Origin of the sequence: Novosphingobium sp. AAP1 (genome assembly GCF_001295765.1) — a bacterium.
GTDB lineage: Bacteria > Pseudomonadota > Alphaproteobacteria > Sphingomonadales > Sphingomonadaceae > Novosphingobium > Novosphingobium capsulatum.
In genome coordinates this window covers 1-16,064 of record NZ_LJHO01000022.1, presented here as the reverse complement: position 1 = coordinate 16,064, position 16,064 = coordinate 1, and the positions used below count along the sequence as shown (strand labels likewise).

9 protein-coding genes are annotated in these 16,064 nt (G+C 62.9%); 5 read left to right on the top strand and 4 right to left on the bottom strand.

Features of this window, described 5'->3' with window-relative positions; genetic code table 11:
• Positions 1–7: 7 nt before the first annotated feature.
• From IP65_RS19655 to IP65_RS19640, 4 genes are all read right to left on the bottom strand, one after another.
• Positions 8–4,840: a hypothetical protein gene (locus tag IP65_RS19655; protein WP_054132751.1), complete on the bottom strand. Its 4,833-nt coding sequence runs from the start codon at positions 4,838–4,840 to the stop codon at positions 8–10.
• A complete protein-coding gene (locus IP65_RS19650) occupies positions 4,837–5,163 on the bottom strand; it encodes a hypothetical protein (protein WP_054132750.1) in 327 nt (108 codons plus the stop codon). The genes IP65_RS19655 and IP65_RS19650 overlap by 4 nt, the downstream gene beginning before the upstream one ends.
• A 118-nt stretch (positions 5,164–5,281) precedes the next feature.
• Positions 5,282–5,920: a hypothetical protein gene (locus tag IP65_RS19645; RefSeq protein WP_054132749.1), complete on the bottom strand. Its 639-nt coding sequence runs from the start codon at positions 5,918–5,920 to the stop codon at positions 5,282–5,284.
• Positions 5,921–6,478: 558 nt separating this feature from the next.
• Entirely contained in the window at positions 6,479–10,279 is a 3,801-nt protein-coding gene (locus IP65_RS19640; protein WP_054132748.1) for a hypothetical protein, read from the bottom strand.
• Between the two features lie 561 nt (positions 10,280–10,840).
• Here IP65_RS19640 and IP65_RS19635 point away from each other — a divergent pair.
• From IP65_RS19635 to IP65_RS21055, 5 genes are all read left to right on the top strand, one after another.
• Complete coding sequence (locus IP65_RS19635) at positions 10,841–12,373, top strand: DUF4153 domain-containing protein (protein WP_197279294.1); 1,533 nt, start codon at positions 10,841–10,843, stop codon at positions 12,371–12,373.
• Positions 12,374–12,384: 11 nt separating this feature from the next.
• Complete coding sequence (locus IP65_RS19630) at positions 12,385–13,101, top strand: response regulator transcription factor (RefSeq protein WP_054132746.1); 717 nt, start codon at positions 12,385–12,387, stop codon at positions 13,099–13,101.
• Positions 13,098–14,672, top strand: a complete 1,575-nt coding sequence (locus tag IP65_RS19625; protein WP_054132745.1) for a HAMP domain-containing sensor histidine kinase — start codon at positions 13,098–13,100, stop codon at positions 14,670–14,672. Before IP65_RS19630 ends, IP65_RS19625 begins: the two co-directional genes overlap by 4 nt.
• 143 nt (positions 14,673–14,815) lie before the next feature.
• The gene (locus IP65_RS19620; RefSeq protein ID WP_054132744.1) at positions 14,816–15,109 is read left to right on the top strand and encodes a hypothetical protein; all 294 of its coding nucleotides are present in this window, start codon (positions 14,816–14,818) and stop codon (positions 15,107–15,109) included.
• A 235-nt stretch (positions 15,110–15,344) separates the two neighbouring features.
• A complete protein-coding gene (locus IP65_RS21055) occupies positions 15,345–15,866 on the top strand; it encodes a GNAT family N-acetyltransferase (RefSeq protein WP_082350271.1) in 522 nt (173 codons plus the stop codon).
• The last annotated feature ends 198 nt before the right edge of the window (positions 15,867–16,064 follow it).

The window sequence follows — 16,064 nt, the reverse complement described above, 5'->3', positions numbered from 1 at the left end:
AGTGGTGTTAAATATCCACTTCAATGTTAGATAGCATGGTTCCCGCTTGTTCGGCAGCGATCCGCTGCTCTATTTCATGGGCTTCGGACACACCCAGGCTGACCAGTCGGCCGAGCACGGCGTCGATGCGCGCGCGCTCGGGATGGTCGCGCCGCAACAGGGTGACATCCTCTTCGGCAGCCTTTTCGAACCATTGGGCGACCTTTCGCCCGATACCGAGTGAATGCCACATCGACGGATCGGCTTGGACGACGTCTAGCCAAGTCTCAACCGCGAACAGCAGGAAATCGAGGTGACGAACCGTTGGTGCGACCGACAGGCTGTTCATCGTGCACATCGCCACGAACGGGGTCGGACCACTAGAAAGCAATGGCCGCAACGTGTCCAGCAGCGGATCGAGCCGGTCGATCACCGCGGGAACCAGATAGCTCTCGGTGCTGGCGAACGGGTTGTAGGTGTTCATCAGCAACTTCGCGATCGCCGGCCCGGTCTCGAAATCGATCCGAAGATCGCCGGGACGACCATCCCGAGCCCATCGCGCAAGCCCGATTGTCCGCGCGACCAACCGCCCGCGCAGGTCGCAAGCCCGATCGGCCGTCCGGTCCCGATCGTTGAAATAGCGAACGTCGGCTGCGTGAACGAGCGTATCGAGGACATCGCAGAACGACCGATCGGGAAGCTCGATGATCGGCCGGAGGTGGCGTTCGAACCGTGCTTCGTCCGCGTCCATCAGCATTGCCGCGAACAGGACATAGAAATGATGGTTCCAGTCGTCCGGCGTCCGATCCAACTCGGCGCGAGCTGGATACCCATGGCCGTTCAGCCGCGCCGACCAAGGGGCATAGGCGTCGATCAATTCCTCGTACCAACCAGGCGTGCCCTTGGTTTCGACATTCAGGAGGCTGAGCCATTTTGCGATGCCCTGTGCATCGACATGGACCGACGCCCTTTTGGACCGAGGCGTCCAAGTCTCGTCATCTCCGTCGACGTCGATCCCGTCGCCATCGGTGGGGAGCCGCAGCCGAGACCCATTCCGAATAGACGGCGCATCATCCGGGAGGACGGGCCAAGCCGGCTCCGGCCCGCCATCGAGCCAGGCGATCTCTGTCGCGACCGCCTCTCCATCGCGGCGCGCCTTCTCCGTTTCATACGCTGTGCCGTCGGCCGGATCTTTGTCATAGGGACTCCACCGCCAACGCTGACACGAGAACGCAATCCGGATGACCGATTTCAAAACGCGGGGATCGGTCTCGTTGACGCGCGCTAGCGCCGCGGCGAAGGCCGGTACGCCAGCGCGATCGGAGCGGGCTGCGGCTTCGACCAAAAGGTTGCGATCTGCGGGCAGCCGGCGCCGGTGCCAGAGATGGATGAGCGCGCAGATGCCCAGCCCCGGCCGATTGAACTGCAACATCTCCGAGGAACCGTAAGAATCGGTCTGCTCTTGCAGCGCCTTGGCGATGACCACCCGGACCCAGGCTTCGTGCTGTTCCAACAGCGTGTCGTCACCGTCCCGGGCGACCAGCATGGCCGTCGCAATCAGGCGGGTCGTTCGCGCTTTCAGGGCGTCCGTGTCGGCATAATCGGGCAACGCGCCGGCAGCGTAGTCCACCGCCTCCCGGGCGATCTCCGCCGACCCATTCGCCGGGTCGTTCGTCGCGAGGTGAATCTTTGCGTCGAGATTGCTCGATTGAACGAGCTTCAGCCGACTTTCCTCCAGCTTCGCAAGATGCTCCGCTTCGGCTGGCGGTGACCGATAGCCAAGGCCGCCATCGACCTCGACCCAATTGCTCCGGTCCAGCATATTGAGCGCATAGGCCCCCATGAATGCGGGATCACCGAAGCTGGCGTGGTCGGCATAAAGACCGATCTTCGCCACAGCCTCGCCCAGCAGTGCGCAGAGATGGCGCCCGCAGTCGTCATCGGCAATGTAGTATGGGAGAAGCTGCTCGAGGATCACGCCGCGCGAGGGGCGTTTCGCCAGATCGGCGAGCTTGACCCGACCGGCGGGCTCCCTCTGCCCATGGAGCATGCGGCCGAGCGCCTCGTGCGTCGAGCGTGTGCGATCATTGGCGAGTAGGTCGGGGCAGGCCATGAACGGAACGAGCGCGTCACGGGTGTCGGGCCAATGTGACAGGAGGACATCGATCGCAATCAAGAGATAGGCAGCGCAGCTTCCCTCCGGCCCCAGAATATCGCTGAGGACCGTCTGTACATCTTCGCCTCTGTCGAGCCGCTCCTGCGACCAGGCCTCCAGCGCCATGAGCCCTGACGCTGCGGAATAATCCCGCGCCTGATCGCGCGACCAGAAATAGGTTTGAGGCCAAGGGAAGAAGCGCGGCTTCCCATTAAGGACGATCGTATAGCCGTTCGTCTCCGTCGTTTGTCCGTTGGCATGAAACGTCACCGCCGTGGCCACGAGCTTGCGAATGAGCGAGAGGCCGACATCCGGTGCGGCGTCGAGCAGATCAAGGAACGGCGGCTGCGCCGGGGATGGCGGCATATAGTCGGTATCGCTGAAACTCAGCGCGCGACCCATGGTATCGCGTCGCGAGCGCTTCGGATTCGGTGTCTCGATCAGGGTTGCCACGACCAATGCGGCGAGTTCGGCGGGGGCGACTGTCGCCAGCACCCGGCTGAATGGCCGGATGTCTTTCGCCTTATAGCGATTCCTCTCAGCAGCTACCCCTGTAAGATAGGCCTTGGCTTCGTCCGGCGCGTTTGCGGCCAGTAACAGTGTCATCGAGCGAAGCTCGTCGACCATCCGCTGGCGGCCTTGGCCCTCAAGCCTGGATGCATCGGGCGGAGATGGGATCGTGATCGGGGTTGTCCGAAGATCGAGCTGGAGCAGCCATCCGAACAGCATCTTCGCTGCCGCCCGTCCGTAGTTCGTCGGCGGCATCAGGAGGAATAACTGAATCTCGACGAGCTTGACGACGGCTGCGATCGCCTGGACCGGGATCTCTGCATCGTGATCGAGGCACCACATCAGCAGGCAGGGCGCAGAGGCCGTAGATGACGTCCGCAGCGTTCCCGGGGCCATAGATATCTCCGCGCCCTGCGCCGCGGCCTTCGCGATAAGCTCCGCCATCGAGACCGTTTCCACCACACTGATGGCGGTGGAGAGTTCGACCAGCAGTGCGCCACCCCGGGCGAGCAAGGTCGCGCTGCACCGGTTCAGAAGCTCCTCGGCCCGCTCGGACCGGACGATCGCCATCAGGGCCTGACGCCGCCACGCATCGTGGGCACCCGGGCGGGACAGAGCGTCCAGAAGGCTCTGCCAGCCCGCGCAATCCTGTCCTTTCTCCAGCGCAAACCGGGCCGCAAATTCGATCCCGCGCGCCAGTCGCGATGAGGGCGGCACGCTCAGGTCGACCTCATTAAGGAGCGTGATGTCTTCGTGCAGCCGCGCCCCGATCGCCCAGTCGCGCAGCACGTCATGATAGTAGCCGAGCTGATCGCGCTTCGGTTCGCTCAGGGTCAGGCTACGCAGCAGATGATCGCGCGCCGATGAATCTGTGGTCGCCTCAATCGTGTCGCGCCCGGCCAACGCTGCCTCGGCCAGCGCGGCGAGGAGGCGCTGGGCCGGACGGACATCCTCGGGCTTCGCGCCATCGGCGGTCCGCCACCAATGGTCGGCCAGCGCCGTTTCGGTGCGGACCTCGACCGTGCTCGGCACTTTCAGCAACTGGGTCAGGCGGTAGAGATTGCGCGCAATGTCGGCGGCGGGGTGCCTGGGTGCAAGCAGGACGCGCAACTCTGGCGCTGCCGCGCTCAAGACGGCGACTTCGTCGTCGTCGAGTTCGCCGACGATGACCTGATAAGGCTTGCCGAGCACGGTAAGCGCGTCTTCGGCGAGCCAGTCGCTGCCCTCGACGCCAATGTCAGGTCTGGTCGAGACGACGACCGAGAAACCCTCGATCCCGACTATCTCGCGCAAGACGTCGTTGACGGTACGCCGACGCTCCGCTGACGCAAACATTTCAAGCCCGTCGATAAACAGTATTCCGCCGCCGCTTGCAGCAAGATCGCCGAGGAAATCCTTGGCGGTCCCAGGCACATCGAGGCGCTGAGCGAGCGCAGCCCAGCCGCCATCGGGTGTCCCGATCGGATCGAGGACGATAACGTGCGCCTCCCGCCCTTGCCGCTCAGCAAAGTGGCGCAACACATAGGATTTGCCGGCACCGGGCTTGCCCGTGATCTCGATGAAGCGGTGCGTGTCGCGCGCTGCGTCGATCGCGGCGAGTGAACCTAAGCGTGGCAGATTGATGCCGCCGACAGTCGTGCCGATGTCCATCAGCGCGAAGCGCGACATTTCCGCCAGCCGCGCGCGCGCCAAGGCATAGTGTCGAGCCCCGGCCATACGGAAACCGCGCGCCGTCAGCGCCGCGACCAGCTCGTCGCGCGTGAGCGACCCTCCGGTCTTGCCGGTCAGAATCACTAGCTCGATGAGATTGCTCCAGAGGGCCCCGGCGCGCGCCGCGTCCTCGGGGGCGAGCACCTGTCCGGCGAGCGTGAGAGCATGAGCCTGGGCCTGCGGGCCGCCGGACTCGAAGTCGAACTCAAGGATCAGGAAGCGCCGAACGATAGCCCAGATGGCCTCGTCATCATCCGCTACGCCAAAGGCGACAAGATGGGTGCGGAACGTCTGGGCGAAACTGCGCATAGCGTCACTGGCGACGCCCTTGCGCGCCAGTGACGCAAAGAACTGGGCACCTGACTCCGCCGTGCGCGCCCGTTCGAGCACGTCCTGATAGGGGCCGGAAATTGCGAAGCTGGTGCGCTGGGTGGCAACGGCGAGAAGATGGCGATCGGTCGGCTTGCTGGCCGGGTCACTCCTCACGATCTGGTCGCAGACACCCTCGAAGAGGCCGTCCTCGGGGCGAAGGTGATGGTGCGCTTCGACTGGATCTCAAGCAGCGAGCTGCCTTTGTCCGACACGCCATGAATAATCAGATCGTCCAGCGCATAGCCTTCATCGACGCCCTGAAATTGCACCCGTTCGATGCGCGCGTCCGGTAGGCCACGGGCCTCGCTGCCCGACAGCATCTGGAGGAGATAAAAGGCGCCAAGCTCGCCTTCGATATAGGTTCCCCCACCTCCGCGCCCAACGGGGCTAGAGCCGTTTTCCATTTCGTTTGCTTGGTCCTCGGGCGCGTGATCCATGGGGCTCGCTGTCTCGTCACAGCCATCAGATCGTATGTTGCTTTGATAGCGCGTACACCACCTTCCATCCAATCGTTTTGGGTGTCGATTCTCCGCCACAGCGCATCTGTTGAGCAGATCAAGGGGACCTTTCGAACCCGTTCACTGGAACAATCTTTCGACTCTCGGCATCGAAGGTCACCAGTACAGTCCCGCCTACCGGTTTGTAGGTTAGCAAGGCGCTGACATCCGCTTCGGGCAAGCGATCATTCAATAGATCGCGAATGAGATCGACAAACGCGCCGATGCCGGCTTCCGCTGTCTCCGCATCAATTTCTGTCTGGATCAGGAATTTGAAATTTAGACCGGGTACCACCTCGCCGGTGATCGAATAAGCAAGTGAGAAGCGCTCTGTCGGAGAAACTTTCCCGGACGTTCCAACTGCCGTAACGGTCAGGCCTGAGGCACTCCGCCACAGCGCGATTGCTGCGCCCTTGAAGGCGACATAGGCATCCTTGCCGGCCTCTTGCAGGGCTCCATTGAAAAAACCGGCGGCGACGAAGAAAGCCAGAGCAGTCGGGAGATAGAGCTCAACTCCGGCATAAGGGCCGCCGGGATGACGGATAACCCCGAGGATCATTCCGGGTGCGTCGAGATGGGCTCTAACATCCGCCTCAATAGTGGCGGGCAGCCCGTCCTTAATCATCAACAGGATGTCCGGTCGCCCCGACAGACTGTTTCTCGGCTCCTCCATGCTCGCCCCAATCGCCATGATCATTTCTTACACTCTTGTGCGATTTATCAAAGGCTGGTCATCGGATGGCAAGGTCGGCTGAACGAGAGCCTCCTTCTCCCGGCTGCCGTCAGAAAGTGGATTAGCAGCAATCGACCTGCTCCACGATCTATGGCTTGGTTGGCCATTGGCTGAAGGTTCACTTCTGACACGTACTGCCGTTTGGAATGTCGCGTGAATTCGACGGCTTTGTCTCAGCCCTCCTCGTTCAGCAGCGCAGCAGCCGCTGTGAACGTATGGTAGGCTCCGATGCCCTGACCAACGGGTCCGAACGCCCGGAATCGCGGCGGGCTCTCCCCACAGGGCGGAGGCGGCAGCAGGCGACCAGTTTAAGCCATTCCGCGATCGAGGCTAAACGGCTGCTTCTATCAGAACCGACTGTTTGCCTCCTATTAGAACGCGCACCGACGGGGACCAGATCGGTCAGAGGCCGCAGTAGCCATCGGTCGGTGGTGTCTCGGCTCGACGCGTTAGAGATTGATCTCGGAGATGGATTTATCCGCTGGCTCGACCCATCCTCTTCTCGATCGCTTAATCGTTCCATTACCGGAAGGTGATGAACGGGTTGCCATGTAAAGTCATTGCCAACGATCGTCTTAAGTCATGGCTCGACGCCTTTGCGACCGCTTGATTAGCTGACGCACAGGCATCAATCGCGGGTGCGCCTCGATACCACTCGGACAGAAACGCGCGCAGCCAGGGCCGAGGCGCATTGAAAGGTATCGGCCAGGCCGGCGCCACAACGGCGTCCAGCCCCAAATCCAGCAGCCGGTTCGGGATGCCCACCAGGCCTCCGCTCTCCGGATGCCGGTCGAGGCGTCCGCCTGAACATACGAACAGCAGGGCGATTCTGCTGCCCCGCAGGGCGTCGTTGAGAAGCCGGAGGTCAGCTGGTTCGTCCCGATCGTCGCTGAGCGACCGAAAATATCGGTTCGGTTCGGCCAATCCACCATGGGCGCCGATGATTGCGAGATCGGCGCCGGAGAGCGCCATCGGCGAGCGCGTCGTCGTGTCGAGCCGGATACTCGAACCGTCGAGCACGTCGCTGATCTCATCGCGGAGCAACTCCAGCACGTCCGTGCCTGCCTCGCTCTCAACGACGGGTATCCAGGCCGCAGCTGAACCGTTGCCGACCCGGGCATTCATCAGGGAGGACTGGAGCCATCCCAGCGATGGCGTAGTTGCAATGACTCTGTTTTCGCCGGCGAGGAGACCGTCGACGCGGAGCACATTCGGTGGTACGTTCGTCATGTCGCCCGACACGATCAGCGCCCGCTCGGGAAGCGATGGCAGGCCGATACGCTCGGTCGAAGCGCGGAAACCGGGCTCGTCCAATTTCGGATCGGAATACCAATAGGGATAGCGTTCACGCCACGCGGGCAGGCTGGACGGGTCGAACGTGTCCCGCGCCACGGCGAGGCTCTCTGCGGTGCCATCAGTGGAGACCGTCATGGTCATGAGGCCCTGTTCGTCGAGGACCATGCCCACGACCGGCAGTCCGTAAGCCGCGATGGAAACCGCAGCCAAGAGTGCCCCCTTCTGATCGGACAGGACGCGCGTCGCAGCAACGACTTCGCCTTTGGAGTTGCGGGAGCCAATTCCCTGCGTCGCGAGCGTCTCCACAGCGTATGCGAAAGCGCCAGGATCACCGTCTGCGACTGCCGCACGGGCGAGACGCCGGCTCATGACCCGAGCGAGCCGGAGGTCGTAGCTTGCATCCTCATTGTATCGGGACGCCTGGATCGGTCCCGTGAACGCGGCAACGCTGGCGAGGTCGGGACGTCGAGCGATCGCTGTGATCAGAGTGCGGTGGGCGGGAGCGAGCCGATCGATTAGCTTGTCGAGAAGCTTGAGGGTCTCAGCTGGAACGGCAATCGACTTCTCGACGGCCTCGTCTGACAGTTGCTTGATCATGAACGTGATCGGCAGAACTTCATCACCCGTATCGAGAATCGCGCTCGCGTTGGCGGTCGCGGCGCGAAGCAGCTCCTCAGCCGACCACGCGTCCTTGTCGCCGTATCTTCGCTTCTGGTCCTGCGCTAGGATCTCGAGTGTATTCAGCCGATGGTCGTATCCTCCCGGCGAGCCGGCCTCAGCGATCGCCAGCCGTAGCCGCCCAATGAGCTTAAGCGCCTGATCGGTGAGCCCGACATCTCGAGCAAGCCGAAGGAGCAGTGTCTGCTCGGTCCAGACCTCGTGGAGACCCTGTGGCATGGGAAGCGCCATCGCCGCAGCGAGCGTGAGGAGGGCCTCGCGCGTGTGACCCAAGCGACCATATATGTCTGCGAATGTTGTCAGCGCCTTGCGTCGGCGCTCGGGCCGGTCTCCGGCTAATTGCAGTACCTGCTCAGCGAGATCACGCGCATGCTGTGGCCGACCTCCAAGCCCGAGTTTGAGCGCCACTCCCCGGATCACTGCGAGATCGCGATCAGCATCGGCGGCGCTCGGCGCCACCGCTACGGCGGCGGCGGCCAAGTGGTTCATCAGCGTGGCATCTGTTTCGTCCGATGCATCAGGCGCGAAGTGATCCGCAAGACGGAGCAGTCCGTCGAGTACCGCGTCGGGATTCTCTTTCAGCACTTCAGCGGGGATGTGATGGCGCCCCGTGATGATGACGCCATCGCCCTGCTCGGCCAACCATAGGAGAATTCGCTCGAGGATAGCGGAGACCCGGGAGATGTCGTCGAGTCGGGCGGACTGCTTCGGTTCTGGCTCGATCACCAAGGAAAAGGAGGCGCCATTAATCGCCGTGAATGCGAGGAGTGCGATTCCGACCGATCCGACTCTAGTCGAATCTAGCAAGTCTGCGATGCTCATTCGCGCAAGGGCGTCGTCGGGATGTTGCGAGAGGTGCTCGATGCAGATGCCCAGCAGCATACGCATGACGTCCTCTGTCACGATCTGCGGATCCGCCACCAGTGCGCGCCCAACCAGCCCGGCCGCGATCGAGAACCAGTTCTCAGTCCACACGATGTCGCCTGACAGTAGGAGCTCGAGCGCGTCCGACCGCCTTCCGCAGCGCTCCAGCGAGCGGATCAGCTCATACTGGATGCTCGAGGCACGCTCGGGGAGCTGTTGGCAGAGCGCACGCGCGAGTGCCGTTGGTGTCTCGAAATCGTGACTAGCGACACCTTCGGCGAGGATGTAGAACATTTTGGCTCGCTCGCGGTTGGCTTCGTCGGTGGCTCCTGCCAATAGGGCTGCGGCGGTCGCATAGTCCCCGTCACGTGCGGCAGCGCTCGCATCGTCGAGCCGAAGCAGTTCGGAACCGCGGTGGAGGCGGCGCAGCTTTTCCCGTACGGCCTCGACCAGCGGCTGCCGGCCGGTCTTGTGGGCTGCGTGGGCGGCCTGCTCAAGGTCGGTCTCCGACCTCAGATCGGGTAGCGCCTGCTCCAGAAGGGCCTGGGCCATATCGTCGCGGTCGTTCTCGGCGGCGATGCGTGCTACGCTGACGAGGGTACGCACGTCGAAATCGGCGGCCACCTCGCGAAAGCCGTCCAGCATCGCGTGAACTTGGTCCCGCAGGCCGGCCCTATCGTGTACCACCAGTCGGAGCATCCAGTTCTGGAGCTCCGACATGCGGTCCTCCTTGCCGATGGCGGCGAGCGCGGCCCCCACGTCGCCCCGGGCGGCGGCGTCATAGAGAGCGCCCACATGTCCTAGGACCTCGTCATGTGACATCCTCGGCGTGAAGTCGCTGCTGACTAGCCCAACGTCCCCGGCCGACTGGAGTAAATCCATGTTTGTTGCGCGGCTTGGGAAATACTCGGCAATGTCGAGCGCGACGTAGCTTCCCGTCTTCTGGGCAGTTGCCTCGGCTCCGAGCATAAGGCGATGCAGGTGGGCGCACCACACGTCTTCGACGGAGCACGGCTCGATAGTCGGCAGCTTGGCGTCAGGATGGCGGTAAAGGGAAGCCTCGCCGACCACGAGGAACTCCCGATCCTCCGCCCTGGCGAGCCTTGCGACCAGGACAACCGCCTCGAAATTTTCCATCTGCTCGATGCGCAGGTTCTTTCGGGCATTGGCGACGAACGGTGCTGTGCGCTCGTCGTCCTCGTCGAATTGCCGCCAGGCGCGGCTCAGGCCGTCTTCAACCTCGGCGACCATGTCTTCGGATGTTCTGCCTCCCGCCGGCGGGAGGATTAGCGTGACAGCGCTTGCAGCAGGCTTCCCATCGGCGTCGCCCATCATGAAGGCGTAGCCAGCGATCTCACCAAGGCGCTTTATGCTAAGCTGAGCGCCGAGCGCGAACACGTCGGCGTTGCCGAATTGCAGGCACCTCGCCACCAGGTCGGCAAGCGTGTCCCGCTCTGGTGCGATTGTTGCATTGCCTTCCTTCATGGTATCTATCCCGGTGAGTTCCGAGAGTAATACTTAGCGCGAGACAGCCAGGTTGCCACCCTCGGGGATTCTTTTCGTTGCGTGTAGCTACGCCGGCGATGTCGCGAATTCGGCGGGTTGATTGCCGCCAGCCTGGCCCGTCCCACAATCCCGGTGCCAATCATCACGAGAGTATGCGGCCTCGGGCGCGGTCAAGTCGGGAATTTCCGGCACCGACTAAAGCTGTCGTTGTTTGGCTCTATGTGGAATGGCGGCAATGTCCCAGCCCTCGTCAATCAATCGCCTCTCGGCGACGGTGAACGAAAGACTGCTTCCGACGCCGCAGTCCAGGCCCGTGAACGTCTGGAATGTCAGCGGTAGCGGCAAATCGTCGAGCGTAGGAAGCATCGACAAGCGTCCATTTTGAGCACCCCCTGCACACAATCTGCACGAGAGCCTGACCGAAATAGCACGTCGGTCTTGTCAGGCTCCTCACTCTGCAGGGGCCATGTCGGCGCACATCCGTTGGAGGTTTGTGCGATGCGGCAGGGACATGCATTCAGTTTTTGCAGGAAATTGACCGTGGGCCTTGTGGTCGCCTTGGCGTTCGATGCCATGCTAGAAAGGTCGAATGCCGGGCCTGGAGCATTCGGTCTGCTCGAATTGATGCTGCTGGCAGCGACACTGCTGGTTTGCCCCGCCGTGCGGCGCGATGGCCGGGCGCGGGTGTGGTTCTGGCTGGCGGCACTGATGGCCCTGGCGATGGTGGTGATGCCCGGCGCACTGGCGTGGGGGCTGTTCTGGATTTTTGCCGGCCTTGGCATCATGATGCCCCGCGCCGCGCGGTTTGGCGATGCCTGGTGCTGGGCGCAGCGGTTGCTGTTGCACGGGCTGCGTTCGACTATCGCGCCTGCGCTCGATTTGCGTCGCTGGCTCAGGGTGCGTCGCAAACGCGGCAAGGGCCAGATTCGCGCCGCGCTGCCGCAACTTGTGTTGCCAGCGGCAGGCAGTGTGGTGATCCTGGGTCTGTTCGCCTTTGCCAATCCGGTGATCGCAACATGGCTGAGCGACATGTCGTCGCTGTCGCCTGATGCTGATCTGGTGGCGCACGTTGCCCTTTGCGCCGTCTGGTTCACATTTGCCTGGAGCCTGTTGCGCCCACGCATGGCGCGCCGCGTGATCGGCACGTTTGATGGCAGCGGCGATTGGCCGGTGCCCGGTGTCACGCCCAGCTCGGTCCGCCTTTCCCTGATCACCTTCAACGCCCTGTTCGCTTTGCAAAACACGATGGATCTGGCGTGGCTCTGGGGCCTGGCACCCTTGCCCAAGGGCATGACCCTGGCAGACTATGCCCATCGCGGCGCCTATCCCCTGATCGTTACGGCGCTGCTGGCAGCCGGGTTTGTGCTGGTGGCCTTGCGCCCCGGCTCGCAAACGGCAGCGATGCCTTTGGTGCGCCGTCTGGTCGCCTTGTGGATCGCGCAGAACCTCCTGTTGGTTGGCAATGCGGCTTTGCGGACAGCGGATTACATTGCAGTCTACTCGCTCACACAGATGCGCATTGCCGCCCTGCTGTGGGTGGGGCTGGTAGCGGCGGGACTGGTGCTTGTGCTGTGGCGCATGCTGGTGGGCAAGAGCGCGGCCTGGCTGATCAACGCCAATGCAGCTGCAGCGCTGGCCTTGCTGATGGGCTGCAGCTTTGTCGATCTCGATGCCGTTTCGGCCCGCTACAACATTGCCCATGCGCGTGAACTGGGCGGCGATGGGGCGCCCCTCGATATCTGCTATCTGCAAGGCATGGGCAGTTCGGCGATGCTTGCTCTGGCGGAACTCGAAATGCGCCCCGCGCCCGAGCCGATCCACCTGTGGGCGCACCTGCTGCGCGAGGATGCGCAAGCCCGGGTCAATGATGATCTGGATCACGGCAAATGGGGCCTGCTTGATGTCTGGCGTCTGGCGCAAGTGCGCAGTGTGTTGCGCAAGGCCGCGCTGGCCCCGCAGACCCATGATATGCTTGATTGCCGCACGCGGGACGTTCACACGCTGCGCCTTGCAACAGGGCTGGAACTGCCGGCCAAAGCGCCAGTCGCATTGACCGCAGCCGCCAGACCATGACAGATCGGCACATGAGCGATCCATCCGGCAACCCGCACAAGGTTCTCCTTGTCGACGATGATCCGCATATTCGGCAGTTACTCGCCTTTGCCTTTGCCAAGGCTGGCATGGTGACCACCGAGGCTGTCGATGGCGAGGAGGCGCTGGCGCATCTTGCTGGCGCTGGGGCCGATCTGGTGGTGCTGGATATCAACATGCCCCGCATGGACGGGCTGGAAGTCTGCCGCCGCCTGCGCGCCATGGCTTGCGCCGTGCCGATCCTGTTCCTGTCGTCGCGCGATGAGGAAATAGACCGCATCCTCGGAATCGAGCTCGGTGCTGATGACTATGTGGTCAAGCCGTTCTCGCCGCGCGAGGTGGTTGCACGCGCCGGCGCGATCCTGCGGCGTAGCGCCACCCCCAGCCCCACCGCGCGCCAGGCTCACGATCTTTCGCATGGACTGCTCCACCTCGATACCGGTGGGTGGCAGGCATTCTGGAACGGCCAGGAAGTGGCGCTCACAGTTAGCGAGTTTTCGCTGTTAATGGCCTTGGTGGCGGCCCCGACCCGCATTCTCTCGCGCGAGGCGCTGATCGACCGCCTGCATGGGCCCGGCTTTGCCGTGACCGACCGCACCATCGACAGCCACATCCGCAATGTGCGGCGCAAGTTTGCCGAATGTGGCGGGCATGACGTGATCGAAACCCGCACCGGCATCGGTTATCGGCTGGGTGCTTGCGCGGGATGAGGCGCTTTGCCGCAGCGCTGTGGCCGGTGATGCGGCTGCGGACGATCATGTTCGCACTGCTGTTGCTGGTCGCGGCCTTGCCGGGCGTCGCGGCGATCGGGTTGCGGGTCTACGAAAACGCGCTGGTCCGCCGCACCGAGGCAGAGCTGATCGCGCAAGGATCGGCTCTGGCCGCTAGCACGGCCCTGGGTTTTCGCGCCGGTAGAGCGCAAGCCGACGAGGGACCACCAACTGAGCCCTCTGATTACGATGACCGTGCCATATCCACCAGCATCGATCTGCGCTCCAGCGCCGTGCTGGGTGAGCGGCCCGATGCCGTGCCGACGTCGCTGCGGCCCGATCCCGCCGCTCTGGCCATGGCCAAGGCGTGGACGCCGGTGGTGAACCAGACCAAGCAGGCAACGCTGGCCTCGATCCTGTTGCTGGACCGGCAAGGTATCGTGCTCAATGGCCGCGATGCTGGGCGCTCTCTGGCCGCGTTGCCAGAGGTTCGGGCGGCCCTGGCTGGCAGGTCGATCACCACGTTGCGGCATAATGGGGCCTACACGCATCCTTTTCCACTGGAATGGATCAGCCGCGCGACCGACATTCGCCTGCATCACGCACGCCCGATCATCGCCGGTGGGCACGTGGTGGGGGTGGTGCTCGTATCGCGCTCGCCGCGCGCGCTGTTTCGCGGCATGTATGAAGATCGGGGCAAGATCGCGGCGGGCACGGCGGCGATCTTCCTGTTCCTGGTGTTGATGACAGCACTGCTGGGCCGGACCATCGTGCGGCCGATCGAGGCGCTGAGCCAGGCCACCCGCGCACTGGCCGAAGGGGGCCAGGCCGATCCACCCCAGCCCACGCTGCGTGTGCAAGAGATCGACAGCCTGATCCGCGATTTTGCCACCATGGCCAGCGCCATCGAAGCGCGATCGCACTATCTGCGCGATTTTGCCGCCGCACTGGCACATGAGTTCAAGACGCCGCTGGCCGGCCTGAGAGGCGGCATCGAACTGCTGCAGGACCATGGCGACACCATGTCAGCCGAGGAGCGAGCCCGTTTCCTGGCGAACATGGCGGGTGACACCCAGCGGCTCAGTCGCCTTATTTCGCGCCTGCTCGATCTGGCCAAGGCCGACATGCAGCGTCCGGGTGATGCGGCCTGCGATCTGCAGGACGTGGTGGTTCGTCTTGCCGATGGCCTTGGCAGCCCAGGCTTCCGCGTGGTTTTCGATCAGAGCGAGGTGACGGCACGGGTTGCGATGGACGGCGCCGCGCTGGAAACGGTTCTCATGATCCTGTTCGACAACGCCAAGGCGGCCGGTGCCAGCGAAGTCAGCCTCAAGGGCATGCGCTCTGCTACATCGCTGGAATTAGCCGTGATCGACAATGGCAACGGCATTGCGCCGTCTGACCGCGCGCGCATATTCGAGCCCTTCTTCACCAGCAAACGGGCGCAGGGCGGCACGGGTCTCGGCCTGCCCATCGCCCGCGCGCTGGTCAATGGGCATGGTGGACAGCTCGAATTGGTGAACTCCCAGCAAAGAACCCAATTCCGTTTGGTCCTCGGCTTCTTCAGCGGATAGAAATAAAGGTCTGCTTTGAGCAATTGGTGTTGCGCCCCACAACGTCGCGTTGGCAGGGCGATCGTGGCGGAGGACCGGGAGATGGCTAGATTGGCAGCTCGCGCCCACTTGCAGTCATTCCAGAACGGTGTCAGTTTCTGTCTATGACAAGCAGACTGGCCGGAATTGTAGCAACGCTCTGGTTCTTTTTTGCGCTCCTGAGCCTCTTCATCGCGTTGGTGTTCTCGCCGATGGGGCTGCGCTTGCTTCTCCCCGATGCTCACCCGATCACATGGATCTACCCCGCATTTCTCGTTCTTCTGCCAGTCGTGCTCAGTCTCAGTGCAATCATCGGCACAAGGATGTCCCGCCTGCTACTCTGGCCCCTCGCAGTAGCACTGGGTCTGATCGTGTTTCTCTTATTCGGCTATCTTGCCGGGACTTTTGTAGGTCACTGAAGGCTGAGGCAGCTTTCCACCAACCCAGGCTGTTCATGGGGCCAGTGATGTTGATGAACAAACGACGGCTTTCGGCGTACGGGCTCAGGCGCCTGAACGGCCGCTGTTGCGGCGGTTCGTGGCGACCGATTGAGTGCCGCTGGAACCGGCAGCACGCGGCCCAATTTCTGTCGGTCGAGCGCGAAGGTGGTCAGCCGGAAGCTGACTTTTTCCTGGCACGTCGTATACGTCCCGCATGGTCCGCGAAACGTTCCAATGCCCGCCCCCAATGGAATTGTCCGAGGCAGACACTTCCGACGTTGCGAGTCTATTTGCCCGCTGCTCCGACTACTTTCTCCTCCAAGACGGCGTGGCGTCCAACCTTGATGATGCCAAAGAGCTTTTTACCGACGTGCCGCCGGAAAAAAACGTTCGCGATCAAACGGTCTTAGGGTGGCGGGATGGCGACGGCTTGTATGCAGTTGCCGCCATCCTGCGTGATTATCCACTACACCGCACATGGTATCTCGGATTCATGATAGTCGACGCTTCCCGGCGGGGTAGCGGCATTGGTCGATCGATATACGCGCAGATCGAGAATTGGACTGCTGCAAGGGGTGCAAGTGAAATCCGGTTGGCTGTACTGGAAGTAAACGAGGCAGGAGAACGCTTTTGGCGATCCCGTGGATTCCATGAGCTGCGGCGGGTCGGGCCGGACACGTTTAAGATGCGGAGCCATCGCCGGGTCGAGTTCGGCCGTCGTGTCAATTCGGCTTAGGCAGGTGTAGCGGTCTATAGCTGCCGGTCGCTTTCCCCAACCCAGGCCATTTATGGGGCCAGCGACATCGATAAACAGACGACCGCTTTCGGCGTACGAACTCAGGCGCCGAAACGGCCGCTATGAGGGCGGCAACCACCAGCCAGTGGCACCGGGCGTCGCAATCGGCCTTTCCTGCCTCGGCGCTGTTGCGATCAT

Excerpts from the sequence above, each read along its gene's own strand:
- IP65_RS19620 (WP_054132744.1), top strand. The coding sequence starts at position 14,816 with ATGACAAGCAGACTGGCCGGAATTGTAGCAACGCTCTGGTTCTTTTTT.
- IP65_RS19640 (WP_054132748.1), bottom strand. The coding sequence starts at position 10,279 with ATGAAGGAAGGCAATGCAACAATCGCACCAGAGCGGGACACGCTTGCC.
- IP65_RS19645 (WP_054132749.1), bottom strand. The coding sequence starts at position 5,920 with ATGATCATGGCGATTGGGGCGAGCATGGAGGAGCCGAGAAACAGTCTG.
- IP65_RS19630 (WP_054132746.1), top strand. The coding sequence starts at position 12,385 with ATGAGCGATCCATCCGGCAACCCGCACAAGGTTCTCCTTGTCGACGAT.
- IP65_RS19650 (WP_054132750.1), bottom strand. The coding sequence starts at position 5,163 with ATGGATCACGCGCCCGAGGACCAAGCAAACGAAATGGAAAACGGCTCT.
- IP65_RS21055 (WP_082350271.1), top strand. The coding sequence starts at position 15,345 with ATGGTCCGCGAAACGTTCCAATGCCCGCCCCCAATGGAATTGTCCGAG.
- IP65_RS19625 (WP_054132745.1), top strand. The coding sequence starts at position 13,098 with ATGAGGCGCTTTGCCGCAGCGCTGTGGCCGGTGATGCGGCTGCGGACG.